Source organism: Streptomyces sp. NBC_01237, from assembly GCF_035917275.1.
Lineage (GTDB): Bacteria > Actinomycetota > Actinomycetes > Streptomycetales > Streptomycetaceae > Streptomyces.
This window is the reverse complement of the sequence record NZ_CP108508.1, coordinates 5,272,355-5,289,510: the sequence shown is the minus strand read 5'-3', so window position 1 is coordinate 5,289,510 and position 17,156 is coordinate 5,272,355. Positions and strand designations below refer to the sequence as shown.

The 17,156-nt window shown below is 69.8% G+C and carries 17 protein-coding genes; 7 read left to right on the top strand and 10 right to left on the bottom strand.

Translation table 11 applies throughout. From position 1 onward, the window contains the following. Positions 1–18 precede the first annotated feature (18 nt). Genes OG251_RS23595 through OG251_RS23580 form a run of 4 tightly spaced genes read right to left on the bottom strand, consistent with a single transcriptional unit; the run spans position 19 to position 2,991 of the window. Complete coding sequence (locus OG251_RS23595) at positions 19–1,341, bottom strand: NADH-quinone oxidoreductase subunit D (RefSeq protein WP_326679032.1); 1,323 nt, start codon at positions 1,339–1,341, stop codon at positions 19–21. Then, complete coding sequence (locus OG251_RS23590) at positions 1,341–2,063, bottom strand: NADH-quinone oxidoreductase subunit C (protein ID WP_326679031.1); 723 nt, start codon at positions 2,061–2,063, stop codon at positions 1,341–1,343. The genes OG251_RS23595 and OG251_RS23590 overlap by 1 nt, the downstream gene beginning before the upstream one ends. Then, positions 2,060–2,614 (bottom strand): NuoB/complex I 20 kDa subunit family protein, encoded by a 555-nt coding sequence (locus OG251_RS23585; RefSeq protein WP_073718467.1) that lies wholly within the window; start codon positions 2,612–2,614, stop codon positions 2,060–2,062. Before OG251_RS23585 ends, OG251_RS23590 begins: the two co-directional genes overlap by 4 nt. A gap of 17 nt (positions 2,615–2,631) precedes the next feature. Further along, positions 2,632–2,991, bottom strand: a complete 360-nt coding sequence (locus OG251_RS23580) for an NADH-quinone oxidoreductase subunit A (RefSeq protein WP_030420561.1) — start codon at positions 2,989–2,991, stop codon at positions 2,632–2,634. Between the two features lie 870 nt (positions 2,992–3,861). Between OG251_RS23580 and OG251_RS23575 the strand changes: the two genes are divergently transcribed. Further along, positions 3,862–4,695, top strand: coding sequence for a C40 family peptidase (locus tag OG251_RS23575; RefSeq protein ID WP_326679030.1), 834 nt, complete (start codon positions 3,862–3,864; stop codon positions 4,693–4,695). Positions 4,696–4,854: 159 nt separating this feature from the next. On the opposite strand, the gene OG251_RS23570 is transcribed toward OG251_RS23575, so the two are convergent. Further along, positions 4,855–5,448, bottom strand: coding sequence for a DUF1349 domain-containing protein (locus OG251_RS23570; protein ID WP_326679029.1), 594 nt, complete (start codon positions 5,446–5,448; stop codon positions 4,855–4,857). 377 nt (positions 5,449–5,825) lie between these two features. Between OG251_RS23570 and OG251_RS23565 the strand changes: the two genes are divergently transcribed. Continuing rightward, positions 5,826–8,066 (top strand): HelD family protein, encoded by a 2,241-nt coding sequence (locus tag OG251_RS23565; protein ID WP_326681381.1) that lies wholly within the window; start codon positions 5,826–5,828, stop codon positions 8,064–8,066. Between the two features lie 13 nt (positions 8,067–8,079). Here the strand turns inward: OG251_RS23565 and OG251_RS23560 are convergent, their stop codons facing one another. Together OG251_RS23560 and OG251_RS23555 are read right to left on the bottom strand one after the other, a co-directional pair. Then, positions 8,080–9,300: an esterase/lipase family protein gene (locus OG251_RS23560; protein WP_326679028.1), complete on the bottom strand. Its 1,221-nt coding sequence runs from the start codon at positions 9,298–9,300 to the stop codon at positions 8,080–8,082. Positions 9,301–9,632: 332 nt separating this feature from the next. Continuing rightward, the gene (locus OG251_RS23555) at positions 9,633–10,076 is read right to left on the bottom strand and encodes an ATP-binding protein (protein ID WP_326679027.1); all 444 of its coding nucleotides are present in this window, start codon (positions 10,074–10,076) and stop codon (positions 9,633–9,635) included. 220 nt (positions 10,077–10,296) lie between these two features. On the opposite strand from OG251_RS23555, the gene OG251_RS23550 reads away from it, so the two are divergent. The 4 genes from OG251_RS23550 (at position 10,297) to OG251_RS23535 (ending at position 13,431) form a co-directional block, all read left to right on the top strand. Then, positions 10,297–11,151: a helix-turn-helix domain-containing protein gene (locus tag OG251_RS23550; protein ID WP_326679026.1), complete on the top strand. Its 855-nt coding sequence runs from the start codon at positions 10,297–10,299 to the stop codon at positions 11,149–11,151. A gap of 11 nt (positions 11,152–11,162) precedes the next feature. Further along, positions 11,163–11,363, top strand: coding sequence for a DUF397 domain-containing protein (locus OG251_RS23545; RefSeq protein ID WP_326679025.1), 201 nt, complete (start codon positions 11,163–11,165; stop codon positions 11,361–11,363). Between the two features lie 497 nt (positions 11,364–11,860). Then, positions 11,861–12,304 carry an NUDIX hydrolase gene (locus OG251_RS23540; RefSeq protein ID WP_326679024.1) on the top strand — a complete coding sequence of 148 codons (444 nt, stop codon included), beginning with the start codon at positions 11,861–11,863 and terminating at the stop codon, positions 12,302–12,304. Positions 12,305–12,630: 326 nt separating this feature from the next. Further along, entirely contained in the window at positions 12,631–13,431 is an 801-nt protein-coding gene (locus OG251_RS23535) for a CPBP family intramembrane glutamic endopeptidase (RefSeq protein ID WP_326679023.1), read from the top strand. A gap of 31 nt (positions 13,432–13,462) precedes the next feature. On the opposite strand, the gene OG251_RS23530 is transcribed toward OG251_RS23535, so the two are convergent. After that, a complete protein-coding gene (locus tag OG251_RS23530; RefSeq protein ID WP_326679022.1) occupies positions 13,463–14,134 on the bottom strand; it encodes a DUF4232 domain-containing protein in 672 nt (223 codons plus the stop codon). A 459-nt stretch (positions 14,135–14,593) separates the two neighbouring features. Here OG251_RS23530 and OG251_RS23525 point away from each other — a divergent pair, with 459 nt between their 5' ends. Next, on the top strand, positions 14,594–15,544 hold the full coding sequence (locus OG251_RS23525; protein ID WP_326679021.1) for an FAD-dependent oxidoreductase: 951 nt from the start codon (positions 14,594–14,596) through the stop codon (positions 15,542–15,544). Positions 15,545–15,604: 60 nt separating this feature from the next. Here OG251_RS23525 and OG251_RS23520 read toward each other — a convergent pair whose 3' ends face one another. Both OG251_RS23520 and OG251_RS23515 read right to left on the bottom strand, forming a co-directional pair. Beyond that, complete coding sequence (locus OG251_RS23520) at positions 15,605–16,756, bottom strand: Cmx/CmrA family chloramphenicol efflux MFS transporter (protein ID WP_326679020.1); 1,152 nt, start codon at positions 16,754–16,756, stop codon at positions 15,605–15,607. A gap of 259 nt (positions 16,757–17,015) precedes the next feature. After that, positions 17,016–17,150: a hypothetical protein gene (locus OG251_RS23515; protein WP_326679019.1), complete on the bottom strand. Its 135-nt coding sequence runs from the start codon at positions 17,148–17,150 to the stop codon at positions 17,016–17,018. Positions 17,151–17,156 lie beyond the last annotated feature (6 nt).

Sequence of the window (17,156 nt, the reverse complement as noted above, 5' to 3'; positions counted from 1 at the left end):
TGACCTCTTGGTTTGCGGTCACCGGTCGACGCCTCCCATCACGGGGTCGATGGACGCGACGGCGACGATGACGTCGGCGACCTGGCCGCCCTCGCACATCGCCGCCATGGCCTGCAGGTTGGTGAAGGACGGGTCGCGGAAGTGGACCCGGTAGGGGCGGGTGCCGCCGTCCGAGACGACATGCACGCCGAGTTCGCCCTTGGGCGACTCGACCGCGGTGTACGCCTGCCCGGCCGGGACCCGGAAGCCCTCGGTCACCAGCTTGAAGTGGTGGATCAGGGCCTCCATGGAGGTGCCCATGATCTTCTTGATGTGGTCGAGCGAGTTGCCGAGTCCGTCCGGTCCGAGCGCGAGCTGCGCGGGCCAGGCGATCTTCTTGTCGGCGACCATGACCGGGCCCGGCTCCAGCCGCTCCAGGCACTGTTCGACGATCCTGAGCGACTGCCGCATCTCCTCCAGACGGATGAGGAAGCGGCCGTAGGAGTCGCAGGTGTCCGCGGTGGGCACATCGAACTCGTAGTTCTCGTAGCCGCAGTACGGGTCGGTCTTGCGCAGGTCGTGCGGGAGCCCGGCGGAGCGCAGGACCGGTCCGGTGGCGCCGAGCGCCATGCAGCCGGTGAGGTCGAGGTAACCGACGTCCTGCATACGGGCCTTGAAGATGGGGTTGCCGGTGGCGAGCTTGTCGTACTCCGGCAGGTTCTTCTTCATGGTCTTGATGAACTCGCGCAGCTGGTCGACCGCGCCCGGGGGCAGGTCCTGGGCGAGGCCGCCGGGACGGACGAACGCGTGGTTCATCCGGAGGCCGGTGATCAGCTCGAAGAGGTCGAGAACCAGTTCACGATCGCGGAAACCGTAGATCATGATCGTGGTCGCGCCGAGCTCCATACCGCCGGTGGCGATGCAGACCAGGTGCGAGGAGAGCCGGTTGAGCTCCATCAGCAGGACGCGCAGGACCGTGGCCCGGTCGGGGATCTGGTCCTCGATGCCGAGGAGCTTCTCGACGCCCAGGCAGTACGCCGTCTCGTTGAAGAACGGCGTCAGATAGTCCATGCGCGTGACGAACGTGGTGCCCTGGGTCCAGTTCCGGAATTCGAGGTTCTTCTCGATGCCGGTGTGGAGGTAGCCGATGCCGCAGCGGGCCTCGGTGACGGTCTCGCCGTCGATCTCCAGGATCAGCCGCAGCACACCGTGCGTGGACGGGTGCTGGGGACCCATGTTGACGATGATGCGTTCGTCGTCGGACTTGAGGGCCGACTCGACGACTTCGTCCCAGTCGCCGCCGGTGACTGTATATACAGTCCCCTCGGTCGTGGCCCTGGGTGTCGCGTGGGGAGTAGTCATCAGGAGTACGACCTCCGCTGGTCCGGAGCCGGGATCTGGGCGCCCTTGTACTCGACGGCGATGCCGCCGAGCGGATAGTCCTTGCGCTGCGGGAAGCCCTGCCAGTCGTCCGGCATCATGATCCGGGTGAGGGCGGGGTGCCCGTCGAAGATGAGGCCGAAGAAGTCGTAGGTCTCGCGCTCGTGCCAGTCGTTGGTCGGATAGACCTCGACGAGGGACGGGACGTGCGGGTCGCTGTCCGGGGCGGACACCTCCAGCCGGACGAGCCGGCCGTGGGTGAGGGACCGCAGGTGGTAGACGGCGTGCAGTTCGCGGCCCTTGTCGCCCAGGAAGTGGACGCCGCTGACTCCCGTACAGAGCTCGAAGCGCAGCGCCGGGTCGTCGCGCAGGGTGCGGGCGACCTGGAGCAGATGCTCGCGGGCGATGTGGAAGGTGAGTTCACCGCGGTCGACGACGGTCTTCTCGATGGCGTTCTCGGGAAGCAGGTCCTGTTCCTCCAGGGCCCCTTCGAGTTCGTCGGCCACTTCGTCGAACCAGCCGCCGTACGGGCGGGAGGTGGCGCCCGGCAGGGTCACCGTGCGTACGAGACCGCCGTAGCCGGTGGTGTCGCCACCGTTGTTGGCGCCGAACATGCCCTTGCGTACGCGGATGACCTCGGCCTGCTCGCGCGGTGCGGGGACTCCGTTGCCGGTCGGCTCGTCGCCGTTCGCGTTGTCGGTCACCGCAGCAGCCCCTTCATCTCGATCAGGGGGAGCGCCTTGAGGGCCGCCTCCTCCGCCTCACGGGCGGCTTCCTCCGCGTTGACCCCGAGCTTGGAGCCCTGGATCTTCTGGTGGAGCTTGAGAATGGCGTCGATCAGCATCTCGGGGCGCGGCGGGCACCCCGGCAAATAGATATCAACCGGGACAATGTGATCAACACCCTGCACAATGGCGTAATTGTTGAACATCCCGCCCGATGATGCGCAAACCCCCATGGAGATCACCCACTTCGGGTTCGGCATCTGGTCATAGACCTGCCGCAGGACGGGCGCCATCTTCTGGCTGACCCGTCCCGCGACGATCATCAGATCGGCCTGCCGCGGCGATCCGCGGAAGACCTCCATCCCGAAACGGGCCAGGTCGTAGCGCCCCGCGCCGGTCGTCATCATCTCGATGGCGCAGCAGGCGAGGCCGAAGGTGGCCGGGAAGACGGAGGACTTCCGCACCCAGCCGGCGGCCTGCTCGACAGTGGTCAGCACAAAGCCGCTAGGCAGCTTCTCTTCGAGTCCCATGTGTGCCCCTCAGCCCCTCAGTCCCATTCCAGGCCGCCCCGGCGCCACACATACGCGTAGGCGACGAAGACGGTGAGCACGAAGAGCAGCATCTCCACGAGCCCGAAGATCCCCAGGGCGTCGAAGGTGACCGCCCAGGGATAGAGGAAGACGATCTCGATGTCGAAGACGATGAAAAGCATCGCCGTCAGGTAGTACTTGATCGGGAAGCGGCCGCCACCGGCCGGAGTCGGGGTGGGTTCGATACCGCACTCGTACGCTTCGAGCCGTGCTCGGTTGTACCGCTTGGGGCCGATAAGCGTGGCCATGACCACGGAGAAGATCGCAAACCCTGCCCCGAGGGCGCCGAGCACGAGGATGGGCGCGTAGGCATTCACGCTCCTCGCTCCTTCCAGTCGTCCTTGACCGTTGGACCGCATCGGGCGAACCGGCTCGCCACCTCACCAAGATCGTGCACATGTGAGGCAGTTCACAAGCCCGACTGCCCCGCATCCTATGCCTGCCATCCTGTGATCTGCGACACGGGGTACAACAACGCCTTTGTGATCTCCACCACCTGACGAAGGATCATGAAGTCGGATGAGCGGTGATCTTCGTACGCGAAGCGGCCGAGTGATCACGAGACGTGACATTCGATGGTGTTACCGCTGGTCAAAGCAGTGGCGCGCTATCAATGGACAGCCCCTACAAGCAAATTGGCGATGGACAGATCCGGGTGATATAGGCACCGACCCCGCTTGGCGCTCACCCGGAAGGGGGGATCACGGGGAGCCATGTGGACATGTGCACGCATTCACGATCTTCCGGGCGGCCGCTCCGCGTCGGCCGCGCACCCACCCGCCGCCCGCCGGCGAGGGGCACCGTCGGGCGACGACCACCCTCCGAACCAAACGGACATGACGCATCAATAGGTCATCTCACCCCAGGGGTCCGATCCAGCCACTCCGGCACTCGTGGCGCGTCCGCGCGGTTGCCCATCGAGCCCGAGTCATGCTGTGACCTGCGCCACAACGGACTCGCTCCCCATACAGCGGGCTTGGCCATCGGTGTGAACGGATGGTAAGCGCCGGGCAATTCGGGCGTATTGCCGAAAGCCAATGATCACAGCCCTGATTACGCATGCCCGGTTTGCCCGTTACGGCGTCAATAAAGGCGCTCAGAAAGCGGATTCACAGATTCCGAACGTAACTGTGTCGCAACACACGTTTCTTGATGGGACCCCTACAGCCCTGATAGCGCTAGTACTCATGTCCCTCACCGCTCACATACCCAGCCACCGGAAGCCCCGCCAGAGTGCCTCGAAGACGGCACTGCGGGCCGGAGTTGCCGGTGGCGTCCTCAGCACCATCGCGGTCGCAGGCGCCGCGGGCCCGGCCCAGGCCGAGCCGGTGACCCAGACCATCGAGATGCCCACCATCACCTCCGGGCTCTCCACGACCGTCGCCGCTTCCGCACAGGCCACGCAGCAGGTCGCCCTCGACCTGGAGACGCAGGCCAACGAGGACGCCGCGGCCGAGAGCGCCGCGAAGAAGGCCAAGAAGGCCAAGGCCGAGGCCGTACGCAAGGCAGAGGCCAAGAAGAAGGCCGAGGCGGCCGCCAAGGCCAAGGCGGAGGCCGCCGAGCGCGCCTCCCGCACCGCCGAGCGCACGACGCTCAGCGCCTCCACGGGCTCCTCCGGCTCCTCCGCGTCCTCCTCCTCGCCCTCGTACTCCTCGTCGAGCGCCACCGGCTCCGCGGCCGCCGTGGTCGCCTTCGCCAAGGCCCAGGTCGGCGACGCGTACGTGCCCGGTGGCACCGGCCCCAACTCGTGGGACTGCTCGGGCCTCGTCCAGGCCGCGTTCCGTTCGGTCAACATCGACCTGCCGCGCGTCTCGCAGAGCCAGTCGACGGCCGGCACCCAGGTCTCGCTGAGCAACCTCCAGCCGGGCGACATCCTGTACTGGGGCAGCGCGGGCAGCGCGTACCACGTCGCGATCTACATCGGCGGCGGCCAGTTCGTCGGCGCGCAGAACTCCAACACCGGTACGGTGCAGCGCTCCATGGACTACGACATGCCGACCGGCGCGGTCCGCGTTCTCTGATTCACAAGCGTTCGCCACTCCTCGGGCGTTCTCCGCTTCACGGGCGTTCCGGCACCGGCGCCACCCGACGCCGCCGGACACGCCGAAGGGCCGCCGCTCCCCCGCTCGGGAGCGACGGCCCTTCGCCGTGTCCGGGACGGGGCACGCCCGCTCCGGTGCTCATGCCTCGTGCAGCGACCTGTCCGCGGGCCCCGTGGTGAAGCCGGTGAAGCGGACCTCCAGACCCGCGCGCTGCGGCGAGCAGCAGAACGGACCGGCCAGCGCTGCCGCCCCGGGGTCCAGCGGGGCGAGCCTGACCATCCGCCAGGGCCCGTCCTCGCACCGCGCCCGCACGGTGAGCGCGTCCCCGGCACGGCTGGCCCGTACGGTCACCGGCCGCCCGGCCCATTCGGGGACGGGCGCCATCGACCAGTCCGAGACCTCGCGGGTGACCACGGCCCCCAGATGCGGGACCCCGTCGGTCAGTTCGATCCCGGCCTTGATCCAGTTCCGTTCGTCCACCCGGACCATGACCCCCGCCTGGTCGTACAGGGTGTCGAAGTCCGCCACGAACGACACCTCGACGGCCGATCCGCCGGGCAGGTCCGTGAGAAGGGCGTGCCCGTCGTCGTGCACGAAGCCGTAACTGGTGGTGCGCCAGAAATCGCCGCGGTCCCGGGTGGTCACGACCAGGTCCGTGCCCCGGCCGACGGACGCCGGCGGCGGGTTGAGCCAGTGGGCCTGCGCCCGGTCGACCGTCTGCTGTCCGTTCATCGGCTCCCCTTGATCGTCGGCCCCCGATCGTACGAGGCCGGGCGCGCGCCCCCGCGTCCGTTGTTCCCCGCACCGCGCGTCCTGGCCGAACTCGCCCACCTCGACCGGCCCGTCGACTCCCCCTCACCGCACCGCTCGGACGGTCCCGCTCACCCCGGCGGGCGCGGTCCTGCTCGGCTCGTCGGACCGGGCGGCCCGCCGGGACCTGTCCTCCGGCTGACCCGTACGCACCCCAGACAAAAAAGCCCCGGACGAATTGGCGTCCGAGGCTTGGTCCTGCGTATATTCAATCCTTCATGTCTTTGCGGAAAGGACATGAAGAAGAACTCTTCTTACAGAACCATATCGCGTCAGGAGTCGAATTGTCAACCGAGGAAATGCGGCAGGAACAGCAATTCATCACCGACCTCTATGCCCGGCTCGATCAGCTCAGGGAGCAGGCCGAGGAGTCGGTGCGCGACGCGCTGGTGCAGGTCGGGACCGGTTTCCAGGCCCGGCTGGAGCGGGATGTGCTGGTGGCGGAGCAGTCCGGGCTGCTCAGCGCGCTCCACTCGGGAGAGAACGGTCTCTGTTTCGGTCGCATCGACTTCCGGGACGGCCGGGCGCACCACATCGGGCGTATCGGAATTCGGCAGGACGATCCCTCCCGTACGCCCCTGGTGATCGACTGGCGGGCGGACGTGGCGCGTCCCTTCTATCTGGCGACCGGTCATTCCCCGATGGGCCTGCGGCGCAGGCGGCACATCACCACCGAGGGGCGCACCGTCACCGCGCTCCACGACGAGCTGATGGACCTCGGGGACCCCACCCGCACCGGCCACGAAGGAGCGGACGCCGATGAGGTCCTGCTGGCCGCGCTGGACGCGGCCCGCACGGGACGGATGCACGACATCGTCCGGACCATCCAGGCCGAGCAGGACCGCATCATCCGGGCGCCCCACCAGGGCGTCATGGTTGTCGAGGGCGGACCCGGCACCGGCAAGACCGTCGTCGCGCTGCACCGTGCGGCGTTCCTGCTGTACGAGCACCGGGAACTGCTGGCCCGTCGCGCCGTGCTGATCGTCGGCCCGAACCCGGCCTTCCTGAGCTACATCGGCGACGTACTGCCGTCCCTGGGCGAGACCGGCGTGCTGCTGGCCACCCTCGGCGAGCTCTTCCCCGGTGTGCGCGCCACCGGCACCGACAGTCCGGCCGCCGCCGAGGTCAAGGGGCGCGCCGCGATGGCCGATGTGCTGGCGAAGGCGCTGCGGGAGCGGCAGACCGTGCCCGAGCGGGCGACGGAGATCGAGCACGACGGCTACGGGACGCTCCAGCTGGACCGGGCCATGGCCGAGGACGCCCGGTGGCGGGCGCGCGAGAGCGGGCTGCCGCACAACCTGGCCAGACCCGTCTTCGCCTTCCACATCATCGACGCGCTCACGGCGCAACTGACCGAACGGATCGGCGCCGACCCGTTCGGCGGGCCCAATCTGCTGGGGCCCGACGACATCGCCCAGATGGGCAAGGAGATCGCGATGAGCCGGGAGGTCCACGCGGCCGTCGAGGAGCTGTGGCCACAGCTCACCCCGCAGGAGTTCGTCGCGGACTTCCTCGCCGATCCGGTCCACCTCGACGACGGGCCGGCCGGGCTGATCCGGCGGCAGGGCGGGGCGTGGACCGAGGCCGACGTACCGCTCCTGGACGAGGCCGCCGAACTGCTGGGCGAGGACGACAGCGCGGCCCGTGCCGCGGCCGAGGCCGAGCGCCAGGAGCGGATCGCGTACGCCCAGGGCGTGCTGGAGCTGTCCGCGGGCTCGGAGACGTACGAGTTCGAGGACGAGGAGTCCGAGATCCTCGCGGCGCACAACATCATCGACGCCGAACGGATGGCCGAGCGCCACGAGGAGGCCGACCTGCGCAGCGCGGCCGAGCGGGCGGCGGCCGACCGGACCTGGGCGTTCGGCCACATCGTCGTGGACGAGGCGCAGGAGCTGTCCGCGATGGCCTGGCGGCTGCTGATGCGGCGCATCCCGACGCGCTCGATGACGCTCGTCGGGGACCCGGCGCAGACCGCCGACGCGGCGGGCCTCGGCTCCTGGGAACGCATCCTGGAACCGTACGTGGGCGACCGCTGGGAACACGTACGGCTGGGGGTCAACTACCGGACGCCCGCCGAGATCATGGAGGTGGCGGCCGGGTTCCTGCGGGCGCACGACCCGTCGTTCGAGCCGCCCGGCTCGGTGCGGTCGACCGGGGTGCGGCCCTGGGCACTGCGGGTCACCGCGGACGGCCTGGCCACCGCGGTGGCACGGGAGGCCGCGGCGGCACGGGACGGCGGGCGGGTCGCGGTCGTCGCCCCGGCGGCACTGCACCCGTCGCTCCTCGCGGAACTGCCGGACGCGGGTCACGGGCCCGCGCCCGACCTCACCCGGGACGTGGTGCTGCTGGACGCGCGGCAGGCGAAGGGCCTGGAGTTCGACACGGTGCTGGTCGTGGAACCGGACGCGTACCAGGTGAGTGATCTGTACGTCGCGCTGACCCGCGCCACCCAGCGCCTCGGGGTACTGCACACCGTCGATCTGCCCGCGGCGCTCGGCGGACTGGAGGAGGTGGGGGCTGCCGGCCGGTCGGCCGGCTGACAGCCCCCGGCGGTCAGTTCGGCAGCCGGTCCAGCAGCCAGGTGCACAGCTCCTGGGTGATCGCGGTGTGCCCGGTGGTCTCCGAGGAGCACAGGAACTCGTCGAGTTCGCTCTCCTGCGGAGCCATCCGGTCGATGCTCGCGTACAGATCCTCCGGCTGGTCGAGGTCACGGACGGCGACCGCGCTGACGGACGGGACGAAACAGACGTCGGCGTGGCGCAGGTCCACGGTCGCACCGAACCTCTTCAGCATGCCGCCGAGGATCCCGTACGAGTCCAGCGAGCCGCCCGGTGCTCCGTCGAGCGCCGGGAAGCCGCTGGTCCGAATCGTCTTCCCGCCCCTCGGGAAGAGGCGCTTCAGCTCCGCGACGACCACCTCGTGCCCCTCGGCCTGAGTGAAGAACGTGGTGCCCGGGTAGACCAGCTTCCCGGTGCTCGCCAGGGCCACCTGGCCGGGCGGGACATCGAGGCCCGTGCCGTCGCCCCGGCCGTTGGCCACGGCGATCCTGCGCGGCCGCATCGGCCACCCGCCCACCTCCATCAGCGCGTCCAGGAACTTCTCGCGCTCCGGGTCGACCCGGACCGTGCCGCTCTCGTTGTCGTAGTGCCGCCACAGCATCTGCCGCGCGGCCGAACTGTTCATCTGCCGGGCGAAGTTGTTGGCGACCGGAATGAAGTGCGCGAACGCCTGGAGCCCGATCGGGATCACGGCACCGCGGTGCGGGCTGTCGTAGGAGAAGTAGAGCTCCGTACGGTGGTCGATGCCCTCGCTCTCCATCCTGGCCAGCGCGTAACGGGTGACGATCCCGCCCATGCTGAAGCCGCCCACGGTCAGGGTGGCGTCGCCCTGCTGCTCGGCGGTCGTGCGGAGGATGGCGTGGGTCGCCGTCCGGGCGTTGTCCAGGATCGAGGCGCCCCGGTCGTCGAACCCGATCAGGATGACGTCCCTGCCCCGCCGCCGCAGCTCGGTGAGAAGAGCGAAGTCCCCGTCCAGACCCAGGTAGAGCCTGTCGAGGTCGCTCCTGCCCAGATTGAAGCCATCGGCCATGAGGACCGGCTTCCGAATGCCGCTGTTGTTCTCGCCGTAATAGACGTTGGCGAAGCCGTCGGGCAGCTCCCACTCCGCGTCCGGCCGCGGTGCCTGTGCCACGGTCGTGCGCGTGGCACCCGGTGAACCGGCGAGAGTGAACTCGCCGATGCTCTGCTCCGCCGTCTCGCCCTGCTGTCCGGACAAAGTGTCGCTCCTCGGTCTGCGCCCGTGCCGCGGCAGCCCGAGGGAATCGGGCCCGGTGACCGCGGAGGGCGCGAAGACCGGCACATCATGGCCATACGTACGGCGCCCGGATAAGCGATCGCCACACCACGTCACCCCTCCAGGTAGGAACCCGGCGTGGTGTGTTTATCCCGCCGGAATGCGGGCTTGGCGCGTCTCTTTCGGTCGGGAAACGGTCCCGAACGGCCATCCGCGCGGGTGGGACCCGGCGAGGGGGCGCGGGGCCGTTCCGTCGATACGTCAGGGACCATCACGATCCCGCCATTCCTCGGCCCGCCCCCTGTTCGAATCCATCACGCCCCCGGTTCGACCAGGACGAACCAGACCGTCTTCGCGTGCGGCGCACCCCCGCCGTGCGTGGTGGTCCCCCACCGCCCGGCCAGGCTGTCCACGATGAGAAGCCCCCGGCCGCGCTCCGCGTGCGGATCGGTACCCGGCTTCGGCAGCGGTCCGGGCTCGTCGTCGGTCACGTAGACCATGACCTGCCGCCGGTTCACCGTGACATCCACCCGGATACGCACCGACCGCGTGTGGCAGTGCGCGTTGGACACCACCTCGCTCACACACAACCGGGCGTCGTCCGCGAGCCCCCGATGCGCGGTGGTACGCAGCACGGCGCCCACGAAGTCCCGCGCGATCCGGGGTGCGGTGGGGGTGTTCGGCGCGATGAGCCGGTAACGCTCGCCGCGTTGGGGGAGGTACGGGGTGGGGGGAGGCGGAGCGGTTACGGAGGTCATGACGAGGTCTCCCTACGTGAGCGGGTCTCCGAGGTGGCGTCAACTCGCCTGCGGGTGGCTGTACTTAAATCACCAGGGCGCGCTGTGCGACACGAGGGAACGGTAGGGTCAATAAATGCACCGGCGCGAGGCTGCACCTCTTGCGTTCACGCCCAGGAGTGAACGCGTCGCATACCGGCGAGGGCCCTGCGAGACTGCACACGCCAACAGGGAAGGTGACATGCCACCGAGGGACAACCCGACCGCGCGCCAGGCCCGCTTGGGCAGTGAACTGCGCAAGCTCCGCGAACGTGCGGGCACGACCGCCCGCGAGGCAGCCGGGCGCATCTCCACCGACCAGGCCAGGATCAGCCACATCGAAGCGGGACGCAGCGGCATCGGCGAGGAGCGGATCCGTCGGCTCGCGAGTTTCTACGCCTGCGACGAAGAGGCGCTGATCGACGCGTTGTGCGCGATATCCCGAGAGCACCGGGGCCAGTTCTGGTGGGACGAGTACCGGGGCGTGCTCGCACCCGGATTCCTGAACATCGCAGAGCTTGAGCACCATGCGCGCTACATGCGGTGTCTCCAGTCGGTGACGCTGCCGGGGCTGCTTCAGACCCCGGACTACTCACGGGCCCTGTTCGACGGGGTGCTCCCCAAGCTGCCCGCGGACGAAGTGACAGCCCGGGTCGAACACCGCATGCGGAGACAGTCGGTGCTCGACCGCGACGAGCCACCCGAGTTCGAGGCCATCGTGCACGAGGCCAGCCTGCGCATGCGGGTCGGCGGCCGCAAGGTCGCCCGCGAACAGCTGGAGCACCTGCTTGAGGCAACGGATCGCCCGGCCATCACCGTGCGCGTGATTCCGTTCGCGAGCGAACAGTTCGTCGAAGTCACGCAGACAGTGCTGTACGCGGGCGGACCGGTACCGCAGTTGGACACCGTGCACATCGACACACCTTTCGGTGGCACCCATCTGGACGCGGAAGCCGATCTCCACAGGTACCGGATGCAGCTCGACTTCGCACAGGAGGTCGGTCTGGCCCCCGAGGAGTCGCGAAGCTTCATTCACCACATCGCACGGGACCTGTGATAATCCGCAGCATGAACACAGAGATCGAGTGGCAGAAGTCGTCCTTCTCCGGTGGCGGCGGCGAGCAATGCGTCGAGATCGCGGAGCACGCCGGCGAGATCCTGATGCGCGAGAGTGACGCCCCGGGCGCGGTGACCACCACCAGCCGGGCCAAGTTCGCCGCGTTCATCGAGGGTGTCAAGGCAGGCGAGTTCGACCACTTCGCCCGGTAGAGACCTTCAGTCGCATCGCCCCGAGAGCCCTCCGTCCACGGCGGAGGGCTTTTGTGTGCCTCGGCAACCTGCACGCCCTGGGGCATAGTTGCACCGCGAGCCCGGTGACGCTACGGTCACCGTACGTCGCCGCAGCGACCAGGCGCACAGCCCGGCCGCACTCGCACCGCTACGTAACTCCCCGTTGCCCGCCGCTGCGTTGAGCTGCGGGCACACCCAAAAGCCGCCCCCGCCCCGCTGTTCGTCACACAACCCCGGGGCGGGGGCTCTCCGGCACCGCACCGCACCGCACCAACCCCACACGCTGCGATCGGACGGTCGACCATGCGTACCGAGGCAACAGAGACCCTCATGGCCATGGGCGTAGAGGTACTCGTCATCGACTCCACCACGACCGCCCCAACGGACGTAGCGCGCCGGATCGCCGACGCACTGCCGGCGGGCGGGGGTAGCGTCCACAGCAATCCCCACAGCCCCGACGAGCACACGGTGAACCCATGAGCCCCACACTCGCAGTCCCCGTAATCGACACGCACGTGATCCTGCGCAACGGCGACATGATCCTGCTGTCGCAACGCGGAGGACCGTACGGCCACGGACGGTGGCACGCTCCCTCCGGCAAGCTGGACCACGGCGAGCCGCTCAGGGTCGGCGCCGCCCGCGAGCTGCGCGAGGAAACCGGGGTAGAGGTCGACCCCGATCACCTGCAACTCGTGCACACCGTCCACCACAAGCAGAGCGAGCAGGTCGAGCGCATCGGCATGTTCTTCCTCGCGACCAACTGGACGGGCGAGCCGGTCAACCGTGAGCCCGAGAAGTGCCTCGCCCTGACGTGGTTTCCGATCGATGCCCTGCCCGAGGACATCATCGAGTATCCCGCCGCCGGTCTGTACGGCTACCTCAAGGGCGCCGAGACACTCGCCGAGCACGGTTGGTCATAGGCTCCACCCCGCCCCCTCCGCCCGTCGGTGCCCCATGGCCGGCGGGCGGAGTCGTTCCCACAGTCGTACGCGCACGAAGGGGAGCGCCAATGCCGCCTTCGGAACTGGCGGCCCACGTCCTCGGGCCGATCCCGCGCGAGACGGCGCGGGCCCTCCACCGGGGCGGCCGGGCGCCCCGCACACCCGGCACCCGCCCTGCCGGTTAAGGGACGGTCCGAGATGTTTGTTCTATTCCGTATGAGATTCTTCGCGGGAAGCGGGGGCGGCATACGGCCGTGCCCGGCGGGGCGGGGACCCTCCCCGCCGCCGGACGAAAGGGAGACACCGTGCGGGACACGACGGACTCGATACGGGACGGCCAACCGGGGCGCAGGCTGTCATGGCCGTGGTTCCTGGTGGTGGTGGTCGTGTACGCGGGCATCATCCAGGGGCTGGGACGCCTGGTCGGCGTGGACACCAGCTACTCGGACAGCGCGTTCCCCACCACCGAGTCCCTGGTGCGCAACGCGCTGATACCCATCGGGGCGTCGATCGTCTTCGCGGCGGCCGTCGTCACCTGGCTCGGCTGGTGGGGCGAGGTCCTGCGCTATCGGGCCCCCGTGCGGCGCTGGGTGCGCTGGGTCCCGATCTCGATGATCGCGGTGGCTCTGCTCGGCCTGAACTACGGCCACCTCTCCGACCAGAGCATCTCCCTGGTGGCCTGCCTGCTGCTGCTCGGAGTGTTCGTCGGCGTCGGTGAGGAACTCATGTTCCGGGGCATCGGCGTCCACGTCTTCCGCCGGGCGGGATTCACCGAGGGCAAGGTCGCCCTCTATTCCTCGCTCGTCTTCGGCGCCACGCACCTCAGCAACGCCATCGGCGCCGGAGCGCAGGCCATCCTCCAGGCCCTCATCGTCTCCACGTCGGGCTACTTCTTCTATCTGTGCCTCCGCGTCGGCGGCATCATCCTGCTGCCGATGCTCGCCCACGGTCTCTGGGACACCAGCCTGTTCTCCAACCTGGTGGGCGACAAGCCCCAGGCCTCCGTGGGCATGACCCTCATCATCGTTCTTCAGGTCGCCCTGATCATCGTGCTGCTCGTCAAGCGCCGCACGATCGAGCCCGTGCCGGCGGGTGTCCCGAGCTGACCCGCCCGTTCCGGTGCCCGGAGTGGGCGGGTCAGCCGCCCTGTCCGGCGCCTCCCATCGGGCCGACCGTCACCGGGGAGCCCGAGCCGTCCGTGACGGGCAGCGTGGCGGCACCCGGCCAGTCCAGGGTCACGGACTTCGTCTCGTCCGGCGGGGTCACCACCAGCCCCGTGATACGCACCCCGGAACCACCCGACTCGTTCAGCGGGTAGGTGATACCGAAGAAGATCCGCTCCCCGTCCTTGAGAACATCCGGACCCATATCCTGGCCCGCCCGCTTCGCCGACAGCGGCCCCTCACTCGTCTTCAGGTCGACACCCGCATACCCCGAGACCGAGCAGTCCCCGCCACCACTGTTCCTCAGCTCCACCACGACGGTGCCCTCACCCTCATCGCTGATGCTCTGGTCCGACGCCGTGATCTCCAGCTCGTCCGTCCGGCACTTCCCGACCCCGCCACTCGCACCGGAACCGCTCCCGCCCGACGTACCGCTCCCGCTGGAACCCTTCCCCTCGGAGCCGTCCGCACCGCCCTTGCCCGCACCGGCCCCATCCGAACCACCACCCGACGAGGACGCGGACGACCCGGCCGACGCGGACGACGGGGCACTCTGCCCTGTCCCGTCCTCCTCACCCTGGCAGGCCGTGAGCGAGAGACTCGCGGCAACGGCCAGAGCGGCGAAGGTGAGCTTGTGAACGCGCATCGTGTCTTCCTCAGCATCAGACGGCAGTGACAGTCGGCAGTGACGGCCGCCCGGTACGGGTCGGTACGAGCGGGCATCACTGATCACCTAGACCCACCCGGCCCCGCCTCCCGTTCCGCCCAACCACCGCCTAATACACCGCTGTTACACGCGCGGCCAGGCACAGCACGACGGAACACGCCTCCCACCCGGCCGCGCCACCGGTTCCCGCCCCCAACCCGCACCCGCGCCCAGTCACCCCCCGCTGGAACAGACCCGTAACCCCTCGGACCTTGACCACCACCAGCACCGTTCCCCGACCCGGCGGACAGCCGGCCCGGACCCGCGGGGTTCTCGCAGACACCTCGGCCGGGAGAGGATGCGTGCTCCGGCAGGCCGTGCGCCGTCGGTCCCGGGTGGCGGAAGCCTGCTGCCCCCGGCCCTGTCGATCGGCAGGGGCGTCGGTGCTCGAATAGCCCCATGGACGACACACCGCTTCACCCCCCTTCGCCCGCAGCCCCCGACACCGACACCGACACCGATCTGATCATCGTCGGGGGCGGGCCGGCGGGTTGCGCCGCCGCCCGGACGGCCGCCGGTGTCGGGATGCGCTCGGTCCTGATCGAGGCGGACACCCTGTGCCGCAACCTCTACCGCATCCCGGCCCTGAACAACGTCCTCGGCGGCCACACCGACGGCCCCGCGCTCGCCGACGCCATCACCGGGGAGCTGAAGAGCACCCGGCTGTGCCGCCTGGAACTCGGCCGCCGCGCCGTCGAACTGCGCGCCGACGACGACCGCGTCGCCGTCACCCTGGACACCGGTACGCGCCTCACCGCTCCGTACGCCGTCGTCGCGACCGGCGTCGGCCCGCTCCAGCCCCGTGACGCCGCCTGGATCACCGCGCCCGAGTCCCTCACCCTGCCCCCGCTCTGGCAAGTCGACGCGGACGACGCCGAAGGCCGGACCCTCCTCGTCCTCGGCGGCGACCGCCCGATCGGCACCTTCCTCCGTGCCCACCCGACCGTCGGCACCCGCCTGCTCGTGGCGTACCCGGACTCCGACGCGTACAAGATCGAGGAGATTCGCGACGACCCCCGTGTCACGCTCCTGCCCGTCGCGCACCTGACCCTGGCCCCCTCCGGAGGGACCCAGGTCACGGCGGAAGCGGTGGGCCGCGACGGCGTACGGCGCACGGTCACGGCAGACGCCGCGTACCTGAGCATCGGAAGTGTGCCCACCGCACCGCCCGGTGACCTCGTCCGCGGCGCGGACGGCTACTGCCCGCCGACCGGCCGGCGCTCCCGCCTCATCGTGGCCGGTGACCTGCGATCCGCCCGCTTCCAGCGGATCATGACCGCCATGGGCTCCGGCAGTGAGGCCGCGCTGCGCGCCTACTACGCGACGCGGGAGTTGTCCGCCGGGGACTGATCCACGCGTCAGGGCGGTCGGCGCCGAGCATGTGCCCGGTGCCCCCGCGCCACCCGGCCCTCATGCCATCACCCCTACCCGTACGCGCCGTGCCCCGGCCGTGACCAGGGCGAGGACCATCAGCGCACCGCTCACCCAGACCGGCGCCCGGTAGCCGAATCCGGCGTCCAGGGCCAGACCGCCCGCCCACGGGCCCACCGTGGCCCCGAGGTTGAAGGCGGTCGTGGAGAAGGCGCCCGCGAGGGTCGGGGCGTCCGGGGCCTGGTTGAGGACGCGGGTGATCAGGGCCGTGCCCGTACCGAAGGCGAGCATCCCCTGGACCAGGATCAGGGCGAGGGCCACCACCGGACTGCCCGCCGTCAGGGCCAGCGCGCTCCAGCCGAGGGTGAGGGCGACCATCCCCGAGGCGATGAGCGCGGTGGGGCGGACGTCGGCGAAGCGGCCCGCGACGGTGACGCCGAGGAACGAGCCCACGCCGAAGAGCGCGAGGGCGGCCGGGACCCATCCCGCGCCCAGACCGGTCTCCCTGGTCAGCAGCGGTTCCAGGTAGGAGAACGTACAGAAGGTGGCCCCCTGGACCAGGGCCATCGTGAGCAGGGTGAGCCGGAGCCGTGAGCGGGTCAGGACGCGCAGCTCGGTGCGGACCGGTACGGGTTCGGCGTCGGGCCGTCCGCCCGGGATGCTGCGGACGATCGCCAGGACCGCCGGTACGGAGACGAGGGCCACCGCCCAGAACGCCGACCGCCACCCCCACCGCTCCCCCAGCACCGCACCGGCCGGCACCCCGACCACACAGGCGACCGTGACCCCGCCGACCACCACGGCGGTGGCCCGCGCCTTCAGGTGCGCGGGCACCAGCGAGACGGCCGTCATCAGGGCCACCGCCCAGAAGCCCGCGTTGGCGAGGGCGCCGACGAAACGGGTCGCGAGGAGCACTCCGTAACTCGGGGTGAGCGCCCCCACGACATGGACGGCGACGAACACCGCGAGGAACAGCAGCAGTGCGCGGCGGCGGGGCCAGCTGCGGCTGAAGAGCGCCATCAGGGGCGCGCCGATCACCATCCCGACGGCGAAGGACGAGGTCAGCAGACCTGCCGCGGACAGGGAGACGTCCAGGTCGGCGGAAATGCCCGAGACCAGCCCGGACAGCATGAACTCGGAGGTGCCCTGGGCGAAGACCGCGAGCCCGAGGACGTAGACAGCGAATGGCATGGGAACAGGACCCCTTGGACGGAACCGTCGATGGACGAGACAGACCGGTGTGCGGGGATACGGGCCCACGCCCCGTCGTGCGCGCCGGAGCGGATCCGGCGGGCGGCGACCTGGCGGCGCGGAAGAATGCCCCGCTGATCGCGGGGGCATGACTCGGTGAGCCGCGCTGCGGCGCGCGTGACCGAGGAGGGAACGGCCCGTACCCGCGGTGATCCGGCGGGGACGGAGCCGTGCGAAGAGATGCCCGTGACCCTGTGGGTCACCCGGCGTCGGTCAGCAGGAACTCGGCCACCGGAGCACCGGTGGCCTCGGTCTGTCGGACTCGGGGCTGGACATGGGCGCCACGGTATCCGGCCGGGCGGTCCCGGTGCCAGTGGATAACAGGAGCAGGCACCGGGGG